The organism is Paenibacillus sp. BK033 (assembly GCF_004345425.1).
Classification (GTDB): domain Bacteria; phylum Bacillota; class Bacilli; order Paenibacillales; family Paenibacillaceae; genus Pristimantibacillus.
Map to the genome: position 1 here is coordinate 1,329,918 of NZ_SLVP01000001.1, position 15,760 is coordinate 1,345,677.

General features: G+C 50.1%; 20 protein-coding genes. 19 read left to right on the forward strand and 1 reads right to left on the reverse strand.

Annotated features, from left to right (window positions below; translation table 11 throughout):
• Window positions 1–159: 159 nt before the first annotated feature.
• From EV294_RS06030 to EV294_RS06060, 7 genes are all read left to right on the forward strand, one after another.
• A complete protein-coding gene (locus EV294_RS06030) occupies window positions 160–342 on the forward strand; it encodes an IDEAL domain-containing protein (RefSeq protein ID WP_015844028.1) in 183 nt (60 codons plus the stop codon).
• A 150-nt stretch (window positions 343–492) separates the two neighbouring features.
• Window positions 493–912: a DUF2487 family protein gene (locus EV294_RS06035; RefSeq protein ID WP_243711568.1), complete on the forward strand. Its 420-nt coding sequence runs from the start codon at window positions 493–495 to the stop codon at window positions 910–912.
• 265 nt (window positions 913–1,177) lie between these two features.
• Entirely contained in the window at window positions 1,178–1,708 is a 531-nt protein-coding gene (locus EV294_RS06040) for a Rieske (2Fe-2S) protein (RefSeq protein ID WP_132304742.1), read from the forward strand.
• Between the two features lie 14 nt (window positions 1,709–1,722).
• A complete protein-coding gene (gene qcrB, locus EV294_RS06045; protein ID WP_015844031.1) occupies window positions 1,723–2,394 on the forward strand; it encodes a menaquinol-cytochrome c reductase cytochrome b subunit in 672 nt (223 codons plus the stop codon).
• Window positions 2,395–2,412: 18 nt separating this feature from the next.
• Window positions 2,413–3,285 (forward strand): menaquinol-cytochrome c reductase cytochrome b/c subunit, encoded by an 873-nt coding sequence (locus tag EV294_RS06050; protein WP_132304744.1) that lies wholly within the window; start codon window positions 2,413–2,415, stop codon window positions 3,283–3,285.
• 80 nt (window positions 3,286–3,365) lie between these two features.
• Window positions 3,366–4,004, forward strand: a complete 639-nt coding sequence (locus EV294_RS06055) for a DUF1405 domain-containing protein (protein WP_207918105.1) — start codon at window positions 3,366–3,368, stop codon at window positions 4,002–4,004.
• 102 nt (window positions 4,005–4,106) lie between these two features.
• The gene (locus EV294_RS06060) at window positions 4,107–4,970 is read left to right on the forward strand and encodes a sporulation protein YpjB (protein ID WP_165930583.1); all 864 of its coding nucleotides are present in this window, start codon (window positions 4,107–4,109) and stop codon (window positions 4,968–4,970) included.
• A 2-nt stretch (window positions 4,971–4,972) separates the two neighbouring features.
• Here EV294_RS06060 and EV294_RS06065 read toward each other — a convergent pair whose 3' ends face one another.
• On the reverse strand, window positions 4,973–5,839 hold the full coding sequence (locus EV294_RS06065; RefSeq protein ID WP_132304748.1) for a YitT family protein: 867 nt from the start codon (window positions 5,837–5,839) through the stop codon (window positions 4,973–4,975).
• 145 nt (window positions 5,840–5,984) lie between these two features.
• Here EV294_RS06065 and EV294_RS06070 point away from each other — a divergent pair, with 145 nt between their 5' ends.
• The 12 genes from EV294_RS06070 to EV294_RS06125 all read left to right on the forward strand — a co-directional run bounded on the left by EV294_RS06070 (window position 5,985) and on the right by EV294_RS06125 (window position 15,754).
• Window positions 5,985–6,320, forward strand: a complete 336-nt coding sequence (locus tag EV294_RS06070; protein WP_132304750.1) for a nucleotide pyrophosphohydrolase — start codon at window positions 5,985–5,987, stop codon at window positions 6,318–6,320.
• Between the two features lie 54 nt (window positions 6,321–6,374).
• Window positions 6,375–6,917, forward strand: a complete 543-nt coding sequence (locus tag EV294_RS06075) for a tetratricopeptide repeat protein (protein ID WP_165930584.1) — start codon at window positions 6,375–6,377, stop codon at window positions 6,915–6,917.
• Window positions 6,918–6,965: 48 nt separating this feature from the next.
• Window positions 6,966–7,724 carry a 4-hydroxy-tetrahydrodipicolinate reductase gene (gene dapB, locus EV294_RS06080; protein ID WP_208403170.1) on the forward strand — a complete coding sequence of 253 codons (759 nt, stop codon included), beginning with the start codon at window positions 6,966–6,968 and terminating at the stop codon, window positions 7,722–7,724.
• A 35-nt stretch (window positions 7,725–7,759) separates the two neighbouring features.
• The gene (gene mgsA, locus EV294_RS06085) at window positions 7,760–8,185 is read left to right on the forward strand and encodes a methylglyoxal synthase (protein WP_132304754.1); all 426 of its coding nucleotides are present in this window, start codon (window positions 7,760–7,762) and stop codon (window positions 8,183–8,185) included.
• Window positions 8,182–8,880, forward strand: coding sequence for a bacillithiol biosynthesis deacetylase BshB1 (gene bshB1, locus EV294_RS06090; RefSeq protein ID WP_132304756.1), 699 nt, complete (start codon window positions 8,182–8,184; stop codon window positions 8,878–8,880). Before mgsA ends, bshB1 begins: the two co-directional genes overlap by 4 nt.
• A gap of 82 nt (window positions 8,881–8,962) precedes the next feature.
• The gene (gene bshA, locus EV294_RS06095) at window positions 8,963–10,126 is read left to right on the forward strand and encodes an N-acetyl-alpha-D-glucosaminyl L-malate synthase BshA (RefSeq protein WP_132304758.1); all 1,164 of its coding nucleotides are present in this window, start codon (window positions 8,963–8,965) and stop codon (window positions 10,124–10,126) included.
• Window positions 10,127–10,151: 25 nt separating this feature from the next.
• Window positions 10,152–11,408: a CCA tRNA nucleotidyltransferase gene (locus tag EV294_RS06100; protein WP_243711587.1), complete on the forward strand. Its 1,257-nt coding sequence runs from the start codon at window positions 10,152–10,154 to the stop codon at window positions 11,406–11,408.
• Between the two features lie 2 nt (window positions 11,409–11,410).
• Complete coding sequence (locus tag EV294_RS06105; RefSeq protein ID WP_132304762.1) at window positions 11,411–12,391, forward strand: biotin--[acetyl-CoA-carboxylase] ligase; 981 nt, start codon at window positions 11,411–11,413, stop codon at window positions 12,389–12,391.
• Between the two features lie 246 nt (window positions 12,392–12,637).
• Window positions 12,638–13,558: a 3-methyl-2-oxobutanoate hydroxymethyltransferase gene (gene panB, locus EV294_RS06110; RefSeq protein ID WP_132304764.1), complete on the forward strand. Its 921-nt coding sequence runs from the start codon at window positions 12,638–12,640 to the stop codon at window positions 13,556–13,558.
• Entirely contained in the window at window positions 13,533–14,426 is an 894-nt protein-coding gene (gene panC, locus EV294_RS06115) for a pantoate--beta-alanine ligase (protein WP_132304766.1), read from the forward strand. The genes panB and panC overlap by 26 nt, the downstream gene beginning before the upstream one ends.
• A complete protein-coding gene (gene panD / locus EV294_RS06120) occupies window positions 14,419–14,802 on the forward strand; it encodes an aspartate 1-decarboxylase (RefSeq protein WP_015844046.1) in 384 nt (127 codons plus the stop codon). Before panC ends, panD begins: the two co-directional genes overlap by 8 nt.
• A 109-nt stretch (window positions 14,803–14,911) precedes the next feature.
• On the forward strand, window positions 14,912–15,754 hold the full coding sequence (locus tag EV294_RS06125; protein ID WP_132304768.1) for a tetratricopeptide repeat protein: 843 nt from the start codon (window positions 14,912–14,914) through the stop codon (window positions 15,752–15,754).
• Window positions 15,755–15,760 lie beyond the last annotated feature (6 nt).

The window sequence follows — 15,760 nt, forward strand, 5'->3', positions numbered from 1 at the left end:
TACTTATCGGCGCGCAGAATGGTGAATATGCTTAAAGTAGGAGCCGGTTCGATTGTGACTGAGAATGACGAGTTGACCTATACTCTTTCACTTGAATCACCGCGTGACGATAGTCGAAGACGATAGGATCTCTTTAACGCCGGTTTGGAGGTGTATCCTATGGACAAAATGAAAGTTGCGTATGAAGCAATGCTAGGATTAGCAGCGGAGATGGTATTGGATGAAGCCGTTCACAAGTTTCGCTCGGATCGGATCTACAAAGCGATCGATCAAGCGCTGGCCGTTGGTGACGAGGATACGTTCTACCGTTTAGCCGCTCAATTAAATCAATTAAAGAGCTAATTTGCGCGAATAGAAACTTCCGCCCTATGATGGAGGACTTAAGGACCCGTCATAGCAGCGGGAGTTTTTTTGTTGATTGGATTGGCAAAAACCCCCTTTATGGGTAACATAGAGATTACGGACGAATCTCAACAGGAAAGGGAGCAGGAAATGAAATTTAGCGACATTGCCGAGCAACAATGGGACGAGCTTAAGCCTTACCTCGACACATGCTTGCTGCCGGTCACCGGAATGACGGGATTGGAGCAGCCGCATGAAGCAACGCTTGCATTAGAAAAGTTAAGGGACGTAATGGACCTCATAGAAATTCCTTTTAAGGGAAGAATCGTGACCTATCCGGCGATGCATTACTTGAATGCGGAGTCTGCAGAGGCACTAGTTACGACAACCTGCCGGTCGTTAAAGGAATCCGGATTCCGGTTTGTCATCGTGATCTCGGCTAAGAATCAGGACGGTCTGGAATACCCGGATGCCGACCTTGTGATCTGTCCGGGCGGGGAAGGGGAAGCGCCAACTTCCGCAAATGTGTCGAAAGCCGTTCAGGCTTTGTGGAACCGCGGCGACTCCTAGGCGTCAATAAAGCGCTGTCATCTTCCAAACGGGTGTATTTTTGAATAAAAAAAATGGGTTTTGGGGAAACAAAAGTTAAGGCAAGGTTAAATGTGACAAATTGCCAACAAATTTGTGAATGGCATTTTATAGGTAAATAAATCGCGAGCCATATTCTTGACGCTCCCAAGCGCCTAGGCTATTATAGTTTATGTCCTAGTTCGTCAAGCGTTTTGCCGTGTGGCTGAACGCGAGAAATGGTTGGCAAAGGGGGTTAGAACAGAAGATGAGTAACCACGAACATCAAGAAACCGCGCATCGTCCGGTTCAACGCAAAGAGATGTCCCGGCGTCAATTTTTGTCGTATACACTCGGCGGTACGACTGCATTTATGGTTGGTGGCGCGGTTTTGCCTATGGTCCGTTTTGCGGTTGATCCGCTCTTGGCAAAAAAAGCCGAGGGTACATGGGTTAAAGTAGTTGAAGAGAGCAAAATAACAACTGAGCCTCAAGAATTCAAGTTCCAAATTCATCAGGTCGATGGCTGGTATGTAAGCGATCCCGAACTTTCTGCCTGGATTACGAAGGATGCGAATAATCAGATTTTTGCGCTTTCGCCGGTATGTAAGCACCTCGGTTGCACGATCGGTTGGAATACGCTTGGCCATCACGAGTATGATTGTCCTTGCCACGGTGCACGTTATACCGTTGACGGGAAAAACCTTGCAGTTGCCCCAAATCCATTAGATGAATATGAAGTGAAAGTTGAAAACGGTTTTGTGTATGTAGGTCCGATTAAAGCGAACTCTCGCGTATAGGAGGCTAATAGCAGATGTTTAAATCGATGTACAACTGGATTGACGAACGTCTTGATATTACGCCGCTTTGGCGGGATGTAGCGGACCATGAAGTACCGGAGCACGTTAACCCTGCTCATCACTTCTCGGCATTCGTTTACTGCTTCGGCGGTTTGACGTTCTTTATCACCGTAATTCAAATTTTGTCCGGCATGTTCCTTACCATGTACTATGTACCGGACATTATCAATGCTTATGCAAGCGTTGACTACTTGAACCATAAGGTTGCATTTGGCGGCATTGTTCGCGGCATGCACCACTTTGGCGCAAGTTTGGTTATCGTAATGATGTTTTTACATACCTTGCGTGTATTCTTCACGGGCTCCTACAAAGCTCCTCGTGAAATGAACTGGGTCGTAGGGATGCTGATCTTTTTCATTATGTTAGGCCTTGGCTTCACGGGATACCTGCTGCCATGGGATAACAAAGCTTACTTCGCTACGAAGGTAGGCGTGCAGATCGCAGAATCCGTACCGTATATCGGTCCTTACATTGGTGAGTTCCTGTACGGCGGCGACATCGTAGGCGCGCAAACGTTAACACGTTTCTTCGCAATTCACGTATTCTTCCTGCCTGGCGCTCTTATTGCAATGCTTGCAGCGCACTTCCTGATGATTCGGAAGCAAGGCATTTCGGGACCACTTTAAGCGAAGGGAGGATTTATTATGGCGCATGGTCATAAATCGAACGAGAAGGTCGTTTATGTCGGCGACTCGCGGGTGAAGAAAAGCAATCATCCGAATATTCCGCCAGACTATACGTCCTACCCCGGTAAATCGGAAGCGTTCATACCGAACTTCCTGCTTAAGGAATGGATGGTGGGCTGCGTAGTCCTGGTTGGTTTCCTAACCTGGACTATTGCGGAAGGTGCACCGCTTGGTTATCCGGCGGACCCTACGAATGCATCCTTTATTCCGATGCCGGACTGGTACTTCTTGTTCTTGTATCAGTTTTTGAAATATCCATGGGTTTCTGGCGACTACATCGTGCTTGGTACGATGGGGGTTCCGGCTATTATGTTTGGCGGGTTGCTGCTTGCTCCGTTCCTGGATACAGGCAAAGAGCGCCGGTTCTATCGCCGTCCAATCGCATCATCGCTCATGTTCTTGTCCTTGATCGCCTGTGTGTATTTGACGGTTATCTCCTGGAGTCACTACACACATGAAATGGAAGCTACGAATTCGATTCCGGAACATAAAGTCCGTGAAGAGAAAGCCCGTGAAGCAGCCGAGAAAGGTCAAGAGCCTCCTAGCGCGACGAAGCCGACAAAAACGGTTGCACTGGTTGACGCCAACGACCCGGCAATGGACATTGTCAAGAAAGCGCAATGCGTTGCTTGTCATGCTAACGATCTGAAGGGCAATCCGCCGAAGATACCGGCTTTGACTGGCGTAGGCGACAGGTTGTCGAAGGAAGAACTGGTTGAAACCGTGACCAATGGCCGCGGTGGCATGCCAGCTTTCAAAGATCAGCTATCCGCTGCAGAGATTGACCAATTAACAACTTGGCTTGCGAAGCAAAAAGCGCCGGCTGAATAAATAGCACCACCATAAAAACCTGATCGTATTTATGCGGTCAGGTTTTTTCAAATCTAACCGAAGCAGGGGCGTGTATTTCAATGGGCATACCTTTATCTTGGTTCTGGAGCCGTTCTTTCTTATTAAATCGCCTCTTTTTGTGGGTAATGTTTATCTTTAATTTCCTCGGCACCGTCTACGGGTACATCTGGTATGGCAATCAGATTGAAGATACGGTGAGCCATCATCCGTTGTGGCAGGTTGTATTCGTCCCGGATAGCCCAACAGCAAGCTTGTTCTTTACTTTAACCTTGCTGTATTGGCTGTTTCCTCCGCAAGGGAACTCCCGTTTTGTCAATGGAGCGCGGATGATTATCGAAGGCCTGGCGGTTGTTACTTCTATTAAGTATGGCATCTGGGCGGTTTCTATGATTGTGGCAGGAAGCATCCAAGGGGATCCGCTCCAATGGGAACATTGGATGCTTATGGTCTCGCATACGGCAATGGCCGTTGAAGTGCTGTTGTATGCCCGTTTTATGAGAGCCGGCTTATGGGCAGCCGTAATCGGTACGTTATGGTTGCTGCTAAATGATACCGTGGATTATACGTATGATGTGTTTCCATGGCTTTCGGACAAGCTTATGGATGATTTAACCGCAGTCAAATGGTTTACATACAGCTTGACCATCTTCAGCTTTATTGTTGGCGGATTGGCATTAAGAGCAAGAAAAGAGACATAAATTTGGACATCCCTTCATAAAGTGGTCATAGCAAATGTTTATGACGTAAATCACCGCATGAGCCAAGGCTGGCCTATTGTGCGGTTTTTAGGAGGGATGTCCATGAAGATACGAATTGCGCTGCCCTTATTCTTATGTATCGTCATGACCGTCTGTTCGGTTACGGCTGCCAAGGCCTTTCCTGCGGACTTGATCGGGACAGGCCATGAAAACGAATCAAGGAATGAGCTGCTTCGCTTAGACGAGACGGCTGCTGCTTTATACGAAGCTGCTTACACGAACAATCGCCAAGCCGGCTATAAATATGTCCAGCAGCTGGATAAGCTAATGAACAAGAGCGATATCAGACAAGCGGGACAAGCTGCCGGATGGAAGCTGATGGACGAGAGTATCGCTTCGATTACTTACACGCTTAAGAACGGTAAGGTAACCTCCGATTGGCTTACGGCTGCGGCGCGTATTCATTTAACGACGGATGCGTTGCTGCGTCCGGACCATGCGTTATGGCTGCAGTATGAGAAAGTGATGCTGGAGGACTTGGAGAGGGTGAACCGCTCCTGGAACAGGCAGACGGATGATGGCGCGATCGCGGCGAGAGCGGCGATGAACAGCTTTAACCAACATTTATCGCGCATTGAAGCCGCTGCTTCCATGCAGCGGCCAACGGAACGGATTGACGAATTGCGTGATCGGATGCAATACACGAACGTTCTTCTTGAAGCGGGGATGAAAGGGCAAACCAAACAGGATTGGACGGATAATTCGATATCGGATCTTGAGTTTTCGGTAAACCGGTTATTCGATAACGGTCAACCGCAAGACGAGGAGCCGGTCGTGGCGCCGATTGGGGAAGCGCATCCCATAAGCTGGATTTTGCTTCTAGGCGCCATTATCATGGCAGTTCTTACCTACACGGGCTGGAGAAAGTACAAGCAGCAGCCTTACGGCGTAAAGCCATTGTCGTAATTTTAGTCTTCTTTGAATCCTTCGCCAAGCACATCGTGAACTTCGCTAATAACGGTAAACGCTTTGGGGTCGATACGGCGTATGATGTTCTTAAGACGGCGCATTTCTTGCCGCTGAACAACGCAGTAGACGACCTCTTTTGATTGTCCGGAAAAAGCGCCCCTTGCCGGCATTAACGTTACGCCACGGTCGAGTTCGGAAGTGATCTGGGCAGCCATTTCCTTGCCTTGCTCGGTAATAATGGAGAAGGATTTGGCCGCATACGCGCCATCCTGAATGAAGTCGATAAGCTTGGATGCAACAAAGACCGTAACCAGTGTGTACAAAACTTTTTCAATGGGTATGTACAATAAAGAAATTCCGATAATGACGGCGTCGGAAATCAATATAAACTGCCCCATGCTGAAAGCCTTTCGCCTTGATGCGATTCTGGCGATGATGTCTACGCCGCCTGTGGTTCCGCCAGCACGGAATACGATGCCAAGCCCGCCTCCCAAGGTAACGCCGGCATAAAGGGCGGCAAGCAGGTAATCATGCGAATTATGAAAGGTGACGATCCAACCTTTGTCGATCATCCATTCCATGAGGGCGAGGAAGCCCGATAAGGAAACGACGCCGACTAATGTGTAGGCCATTTCGCCAAGGCCTAATTTCCTCCAGCCGATAAGGAAAAGCGGTATGTTCAAAATCAGCGTGGAAAGAGACAAAGGAATTCCGGCCGCATAATTGAGCAATACGCCAATACCGGTTACTCCGCCTTCCATCAGCTGATTCGGAATTACGAAATAATGAAGGCCAAACGCATAGATGGCTGTACCGACCAAAATGGGCAGTACGGTTTGAAGCTGAAGCATGAATTTCCGGGACATAAATTAAACTCCTTTTAAGTTCTTGAACGGGCTATTTATGTATTATAGCTTAACAGACGGTTCAAAAAACATTGTTTTCATCGCTTCTTTACGTTAACATAGGTGATATTAGCGTTATACATAAGGGAGAAAGGGTTATTCACACATGGCAGAGAAATCTTTAGCCGATATCCAGCGCGAAGTGGATGCTTATATCGGTCAATTTAAGGAAGGCTACTTCAGCCCGTTGGCGCTTATGGCGCGGATGAGCGAAGAAGTTGGCGAGCTCGCTAGAGAAGTGAATCACTGTTACGGCGAGAAACCTAAGAAGCCGAATGAAGAAGAAAACTCCATTGAGATGGAGCTTGGCGATATTTTATTTATTTTGTCCTGTTTTGCGAATTCGCTCAACATTGACTTGACTGAAGCGCATAACAAAGTCATGAAGAAATTCAATACCCGGGACGCTAACCGCTGGACGAGAAAAAACGGCGAACAGTAGAACGCACCTTTACATATGCTGTACCATCAACCTGTGTACAAGGAGGATGGGCAGATGGACGGGGAAAGCTGCGTGAAGAAGGCGTATGAGTTTATTCTTAACAGTGATTTTGAACAAGCGATTTATTGGTTCGAGCAAGCGATAGCGGCAGAACCTCTAAATGCGAGCTATCAACATATATGCGCGGTTTCATGCGCCAGAAGCGGTAAGTGGACCAAGGCGCATCAATATGCGAAGCAAGCAGTAGAGCTTGACGGAAATCATCCCGAATATCAATACTATTTGCAAACGATTGAATCGAAACTACTGGTGGCTGCTGCGGAGCAGAAGCTTGCGAAAGAGCCATCGCAGTATGCGGATGCAATACCTCTGCTGCAGCAGGCGGCAGAGCTGGATCCGCTTAGCTTCGAGGCGTTTTATTTGCTAGCGTTAACCTACTCGGAAATGGGGCAGCTGGAGGAATCCGTCCTAAACGCCAGGGAAGCAATCAGACTGGATCCCGGTCATTCCGCGGCGCGCCGTTTATTCGCTGATATGAATCGGAAGCGCAGAATGCTGCGCAAACGGGTGATGGGCAAACAACAACAGAAGGAATAGGTGATCTTGGTGGCTATTAAGGTAGCAGTAATCGGAGCAAGCGGCCGAATGGGCCGGGAAGTTGTGAAAATGGTGCTGGAGGACGAGGCGCTCGAGCTCGTTGCTGCCGTCGCTCCTTCAGCAGGTCCTGTGGACGCCGGCGTATTTGCGGGCAAAGCGAATACGGGAGTTACCGTTAGCGCAACAATCGAGGAGGCTTTAAGCCGTGCAAAAGCGGATGTTATGGTTGACTTTACCGTGCCGGCACTTGCTTATCATCATACCAAGGTCGCAATCGAGCATGGCGTCCGTCCCATCATGGGCACTACCGGCTTTACGCCGGAACAAATCGAAGAGTTGGACAAGCTTTGCCAAGAGAAAGGCATTGGCGCATTGATTGCTCCGAACTTCTCGATTGGCGCGATTCTGATGATGAAATTCGCTGCTGAAGCGTCCAAATATATGCCTCATGTCGAAATTATCGAATATCATGGCGACCAGAAGCTGGATGCCCCTTCTGGCACATCCATCAAGACGGCAGAGCTCATCTCGCAGGTTCGCCAGGAGCTTCGCCAAGGCAACCCCAATGAGGAAGAGGTCATTGAAGGCGCGCGCGGCGGTTATTATAACGGCTTCCGTATACATAGTGTCAGACTTCCTGGCGTATTCGCACAGCAAGAGGTAGTATTTGGCGGTTATGGCCAGACGCTGAAGATCCGTCATGATTCTTATGACCGTGCCGGTTATATGCCGGGCGTTAACGTAGCGGTTAAGAAAGTGATGGGCTACAGCGGTTTGATTTATGGCTTTGAACATTTGATGGACTAATCTATATACAGCCTAGAAAGAGTGGGGATTATAGGATGTTGAAAATTTCTTTTATCGCGCATGACCGGAAAAAAGAAGAGATGGTTAACTTTGTAACCGCCTATGAGAGTGTTTTTGCGCCGCATGAATTATATTCTACCGGTACAACGGGTACCCGTATCATGGAAAAAACCAATCTGCAGATTCAACGGTTTATGTCCGGTCCGCTTGGCGGAGACCAGCAGATCGGCGCTTTGGTTGCCCAAAACGAGATGGATCTGATTATATTCCTGCGGGATCCGCTCATGGCCCAGCCTCACGAGCCGGATATTATCGCTTTGCTTCGTCTTTGCGACGTGCAGGGCATTCCGGTTGCTACAAACGTGGCTACAGCAGAGCTGCTCGTCCGCGCGCTAGCACGCGGCGATTTCGCATGGCGCGAGCTTGTACACAAATATAAGCCGGGTGTGGATGCGCCATGAGCGAACCGTTAGATATTCTCGTCTTTGGCGCGCATGCGGACGATGCGGAGATCGGGATGGGCGGAACGATCGCGAAGTATACGGCTGCCGGGAAACGGGTAGGGATCTGTGATTTAACCGAAGCGGAAATGTCTTCTAACGGCACCGTGGAGCTCAGGAAGCAGGAAGCTTCCGCGGCTTCCTCGGTGCTTGGTTTATATACTCGCACCAATCTTGGATTGCCAGATCGCGGGCTCGAAATCAGCAAGCCGCACATCGATGCGATTGTTGCGGAAATTCGCCGCGCACGTCCGCGCATCGTTTTCGCTCCTTATTGGGTGGACCGTCATCCGGACCATATCGCGTGCAGCAAGCTGGTTGAAGAGGCCGTGTTTAACGCAAAGCTGCGTCGTTACATGCCGGAGCTGCCGGCCGCGCAGGTTGAACAATTTATTTATTATTACATAAACGATGTCGATAACGTCTCGCTGATGGTTAACGTTTCGGACTTTTACGACCGGAAAAGACAATCCTTAATGGCTTATCAATCTCAATTTCAAACGGCTGCCCCCGGCGAAGACCGAGTGGCGACTCCTCTTACGGATCGTTATATAGAGCGGGTTGAAGCCCGGGATAGTCTGCTTGGCCAGACCCGCGGCTGGAAATATGCGGAGGGCTTTGCTATCAAGCGCCCGCATGCCATCGAGTGGTTTTAACGAAAAGAAAAAAATCTCATAATCAAAATAATGTCGAATATATAGAATATCAGCATGTTACACGAGAGGGTGGACTTACGATATGGCACGTAAATTAAAAATCGGAATCACGTGTTATCCTACCCTGGGCGGTTCCGGTGTTGTAGCTACGGAGCTAGGCAAATTGATGGCCGAGCGCGGTCATGAAATTCATTTCATTACCCATAGCATACCGTTCCGTCTCGGGAAATTTAATAAAAACATCTTTTTCCATGAAGTCGAAGTCAACGATTATTACGTATTCCGTTATCCGCCATACGACCTGTCATTAGCAAGCAAGATGGCCCAAGTGGCCAAGATGGAGAAGCTGGATCTTCTTCACGTGCATTACGCGGTTCCTCATGCCGTATGCGCGCATCTGGCTAAGCAAATGATTGGCGACGGCTTCAAAACCGTTACGACGCTGCATGGCACGGACATTACCGTGCTTGCGCAGGATGAGTCGCTAAAGGATTTGATCCGCCTGGCGATTAACGAAAGCGATGCCGTGACGGCCGTATCGCAGGACCTGATCAATGAAACCAGGCAGCTCCTGGATATTACGCGACCGATTGATCTGACGTACAATTTCGTGGACAAACGCGTTTATTACCCGCGCGACGCAGCTTCTCTGAGGGCCGATTATGCGCAGCCGCACGAAAAAATACTTATGCATATATCGAACTTCCGTCCCGTGAAGAGAGTAAGCGACGTTGTGGATGTTTTCGAGCGTGTGTCCTCGCAAATTCCGGCTAAGCTGCTGCTTGTTGGCGAGGGTCCGGAATTGTCCAAAATCCAATGCAAAATCCGCCAAATGGGTCTGGAAGACCGTGTCCATTTCCTTGGCAAGCAGGAAGACGTTGCGCAGGTGATTTCGATGGCTGATCTATTGCTCCTGCCTTCGGAGAAGGAAAGCTTTGGCCTCGTTGCGCTTGAAGCGATGGCTTGCGGAGTGCCAACCGTCGGTTCGACTGCCGGAGGGATCCCTGAGCTTGTCACTCATGGCGAGACCGGTTATTTGTGTCCAATCGGAGATGTTGAAGGAATGGCCGCTTACGCTGCGGGGCTGCTTAAGGACGAAAAGCTTCATCAGTCGTTTAAGGAAGCCTGCTTGTTCAGGGCGCGCAACGAGTTCTGCAATGACGTGATTACCACGCAATATGAACAAATTTATTACCGGGTTCTGGGAATGGAAGCCGATTTGCCAATGCCGGTATGCGAGGCTTAAATCAGGAAGGAAGTGCTTGAGTCCAATGGAAGCACGCTTCGCTTTGCCTAACCTTATGCTCCAGGCATTACCTGTGCTTGAAGCGCTTGTGCAGCAAGGCTTTGAAGCGGTATTTGTCGGAGGCTGCGTAAGGGATACCGCTATGGGACTGCCGATTAAGGATGTCGATATCGCGACGTCGGCCAGACCCGAACAGGTTATGTCTATTTTTCCGCGCTGCATTCCGACGGGACTTCAGCATGGAACGGTGACCGTTCTCCAGCATGGCGGCTCTTATGAAGTGACGACCTTCCGTACGGAATCGGAATACGAGAAGCATCGCCGCCCATTGCAGGTCGAGTTCATCGACCGCTTGGACGGCGATTTGCTGCGCCGCGATTTAACGATAAACGCAATGGCGATGAATGCCGAAGGGGAGCTATACGATCCTTTTCGCGGGCTTTCCGATCTCAAGAGAAAAACCGTTCGCTGCGTAGGAGATGCGGACGCCAGGTTCCAGGAGGATGCTCTGAGAATGCTGCGGACGATCAGGTTTGCCTCGCAATTTGAGTTCACGATTGCTCACTCTACCTGGAGAGCGCTAATCAAGCATCGGGGATTGCTTCGGCATATTGCGATGGAGCGGGTTCAAGCCGAGCTGGACCGCATGATTGGCGGAGCCCATCCCGGAAGGGCATTGCAATTGCTCGCTGCCTGCAAGCTGCTAAAGAATACCGGAACGGTCCTGCCTGCTGCAGAAAAGCTAGATCAGGTGCAGAGTACCCATTATTGTGATTTAAACAAGCTGGATGAACCGGAAACCCGTTATGCTGCGCTATTAATGGCAGGAGGGATCACGCTTCGCGATGCGGAAGAAACGTTAAAGGCGCTGCGTTTGCCTGCGCGGAAGATGAACGCCATATTGTCCGTTTTGTCCGTCCAATCCGCCATGAACCAACAGAATCGGAATGCCGATCTGCGGCATGTCTGGACAAGTACGGTCCTTCAATATGGGGAAGAAGCATCCCTTAGATGGCTTACCATAATCGCATGGGATAATAAGCATAGTCTTCATCACCTGTGTAATTTGTTTGATAAATGGCTGGCAGGCATGACCGCCATAACGTTAAAGCAGCTGAAGCTAAATGGCAAACAACTGGCGGAAGGACTTCGCATGGAACCGGGAGCATGGACGGGCCAGCTGCTTAATCGTCTTTTGCTCGAGGTTGCGCTGGACAAGCTGCCCAACGAGAAGGATGCTTTGCTAAAGCAAGCTCAAATATGGAATATCGAGGATCGATAACGATGTCAACTAACCGATTGCTTGAATTGTTTGAACAAAATCCCGGCGAATACGTGTCCGGAGAAATGATCAGCCATGAGCTGGGCGTCAGCAGGACAGCCGTATGGAAGCAGATCAAGAAGCTGGAATCGCTTGGATACGTCTTTGAAGCGTCCAGACGGCTTGGTTATAAGCTGTTGTCTTCACCGGATACCTTGTCCGTTCCCAAGCTGATAAGCGAGTTAAGGTCCAAGGTGTTCGGCAGCTCGATCGAGTGGCATGAAGCGGTGGATTCCACGCAAAATCTGGCACAAAAGCTGGCGGAAGAAGGCGCTCCCGAAGGGACGCTGGTGATCGCGGAGCAGCAGCATAACGGACGAGGCCGGATGGGCCGCGGCTGGGTATCGCCGCAGGGGAAGGGCATTTGGATGAGCATGGTGCTTCGTCCTTCCGTGCCTATACATTTTGCCCCGCAATTAACGCTACTTACCGCCGTTGCCTTATGCCGAAGCTTACGCCGGCTTACAGCGCTGCCGATTGGGATCAAATGGCCAAATGACCTGCTGATCGAAGGGAAGAAGATTAGCGGCATTTTGCTGGAATCCACGGCGGAAGAGGAACGTCTCCGTTATGTCATTGCCGGAATTGGCATAAGCGTAAATCTGGAGAAGACGGATTACCCGGAGGAAATGCTGGAGAAGGTTACTTCTCTTCGAATCGCCAATGGAGGGGACGGGTTTGACCGTGTTACGGTTATAACCGATTTCCTGCAGGAGTGGGAGCAGTTGTACTTCCTCTATCTGGACAAAGGATTTGCTCCGGTTATTACGCTTTGGGAAGCGTTATCGGTATCCCTAAACAAGCCGGCGCGGCTAATCACTCCGCAAGGAACGATCGACGGCGTGCCGATTGGCCTCGATGCAAGCGGCGCTTTAACCGTTCGCAAAGAGGACGGCAGCACGGTTGTCGTGTTTTCCGCCGAAATGGGCGAGCCCGTATGCTAAAGGCGTTTACGGGCACGCCTTTTTTTGCTACTATAAAGAAAGCAGGCGGTATCTGGTAAGAGCTGCACTGCAAAGGGTAATAAATGTTATAAACAAGCAAGGCACACTCTGCTCTGAGCCGTAGGGACCGAGACAGAAGGAAGCAATTATTTAGCATACGTTTCCTTTTTCGTTCGGGAACCTTTTTAGCAGCGGCTAAAAGGTTTTTTTGTGTTTATCCTAAAACTTAAAAGGGGATGAAGCGTAATGAGGAAACGTCTAACGATTACCAACCTCAAGAAGATGAAGCAGGACAAAAATCCAATCTCGATGCTGACCGCTTACGATTACCCGTCTGCCGTACTGGCAGAGGAAGCCGGACTGGATGTTATTCTGGTCGGCGATTCGCTGGGCAATGTCGTACTCGGCTATGACACGACGATTCCGGTCACGCTCGACGATATGATTTATCATACACGCGCCGTAGCGCGCGGTGCGAAAAACACCTTTATCGTAACCGACATGCCGTTTATGACTTATGGCATCGGGCGCGAAACAACTCTCCGCAATGCAGCGCGTCTGATGCAGGAGGGCGGAGCCCAGGCGCTTAAGCTGGAGGGCGGTACGGATATTGCGCCCGAAGTCGCGGCACTCGTAAAAGCCGGAATTCCGGTTATGGGGCATATCGGATTGACGCCGCAATCCGTGCACCAGCTTGGCGGCTACAAAGTGCAGGGCAAGCTGGACAAGGAAGCCGAAAAGCTGATGGAGGATGCGAAGGCGCTTGAGGCTGCGGGAGCATTTGCGGTTGTTCTTGAGCTCGTAACCGAACCGATTGCGGAAGCCATCAGCAAAGAACTGACCATTCCTACAATAGGGATCGGAGCAGGCCGCGGCTGCGACGGCCAGGTGCTCGTTTATCATGATATTTTGCAATATTCTTCTCCTTATATCGAGAAAAAAATGGTCAAAACCTATGCGGATATCGGCTCCACGATCCGAAGTGCCATTAGCAGCTATGTCAATGAAGTGAAAGCGGGAGCTTTCCCGGCTGAAGAGCATACGTTTGGCGCCAAGCCGGCAGCGATCAATCAATTGTATGGCGCGGGGGAAGCAACTCATACAAACAACAGTCAAGCAAGCAGAGAGGAGTCTCAGGGGCGTGATTTTGTGTCGAACCATAGCTGAACTCAAAAACGAACTTATTTCTATTAAAAAATCTAACGACAATGCGACAATCGGCTTAGTGCCGACGATGGGATTCCTGCATGAAGGCCATGCCAGCCTGATGCGGCAATCGGTTGCGGAGAACACCGCTTCTGTATTATCCATTTTTGTTAACCCGATGCAGTTTGGTCCTAACGAGGACTTCGAGCGCTATCCGCGCGATGAGGCGAGGGATCTCGCGATTGCGAAGGAGAACGGCATCGATATCGTCTTTATGCCGGACGTGAAGGAAATGTACCCTTCGAAGCCGCGCACTTCGGTTATTGTTAGCCAGCTCACGGATCGTTTGTGCGGGGCCTCCAGACCGGGGCATTTCGACGGCGTTGGCCTGGTCGTCAGCAAGCTGTTTCATCTTGTTCAACCGGACCGGGCTTATTTCGGAATGAAGGATGCCCAGCAGCTTGCCGTTATTCAGCAAATGACCGACGATCTGAATATTCCGGTTGAGATCGTGCCGTGTCCGATTGTGCGCGAGCCGGACGGTCTTGCGCTCAGCTCGCGCAATGTTTATTTGTCGGCGGAGCAGCGCCAGCAGGCTGTTGTTTTATCGCAGTCGCTTGCGGCAGCCAAAGCGTGGGTGGAAGAGAAGGGGATTACGCCTGAGGAACTTCTTTCACGAGTGAAAGCAAAAATCAGTGAAGCTAGCCAAGCCGATATCGACTACGCGGAATGGCTGACTTATCCTTCTCTGGAGCTGCCAGCCTGGGGCGAGCCAATTGCTGCCCAGAGCGGTAAATATATTTTGGCGCTTGCCGTTAAATTTGGCACTACGCGCCTCATTGACAATGCCCTATTCGTACCAACTACCGAGGTGAAAAATCATGTATAGAACGATGATGAAATCGAAGCTGCACCGGGCTACCGTAACGGAAGCGAACCTGAACTATGTCGGCAGCATCACCATTGACGAGGATTTGATGGATGCGGCCGATATTTGGGAAAATGAAAAGGTGCAAATCGTAAATAACAACAACGGCGCGCGTTTTGAAACGTATGTCATTACGGGCAAACGCGGCTCCGGCGTTATCTGCCTGAACGGCGCCGCTGCGCGTCAGGTTCAGCCTGGAGACCAAGTCATTATCATTTCTTACGCTTCCATGTCCAACGAAGAAGCTCGCGCGCATAAGCCGATCGTAACGATTCTGGACAGCGATAACCGCCCGCTGAAAAGCCTGTCCGAGGAAATCCACGCGACGGTTTTGTAAAGCCCGGGTTCCAGCTCTATGTAACGAATGGCATGGGGTATGAAAAGGACTCCCGAAACAAAGAATGAGCATAACACTCCTCAATTCTTTGGTGAAGGCGGGATGCGTAATGTTTCAACAAATGTTCGAAGCCATGAACGAAATGCTGGATCACCTGATTGAAGCCTATCCAACGGCAACCGGCGAGCAGAAAGCCCAATTCGACGAGCAGCTTGTGATGCTCAAGAAAATGAGCGATTCCCTCGTCGAGCACTGGATTGATTTCGAGGAAAAGTTTTCTTGTTTCGTGGAGCAGCATGCAGCTGCCTTGGAAGGCACCGTGACGCAAATGATTCCGCCGCCCATGCTGGCGATGGAGAGCAGCACGGAGCTTGGCGAACCGCCTGCTAAGCCTTCACCGGCAGCTGAACCGGCGGCGCCGTCGCCAGCCAAGAAGCCAACTGCGCCGCCGCAGACTATGCATTATGCCAACCAGGCAGGGAAACATGAACAGGTTTCGGCAGAGGAAGCTTACAATGCGGAGCTCGATATGGAAGTGCCATACGAGTACGCGATGATGATCTCGAAGGGGCAGGGGTATTATAAATTATTTATGTTTTCCAATGCCGCCACTCATTTTCAATCCGCTGTATCTTACCTTCCGGAATGTAATCTGGCCCGGCTGTATCTGGCAATGACGCATATGCATCTGCAAAATTGGAGTGAGGCGCAGCGGCATTTCCAGTTGCTGGTTTCATTAACGGACTATCCGAAGTGGCGTGCTTTAGGCTATAATGCCCTTGGGTGCATTCAAGCGATTTACATGAACTTAGAGCAGGCGGAGCAGTTTTTCCTAAAGGCTTACGAAACCTGCCCCAGCTTCAAGGACCCGTTAAACAATTTAAAATGTTGTAAAGAAACGCCGCAGCAATTATCCTTATTTTTCGGCAGTACCGAGCTTTGCTGCTTATGAGGGGAT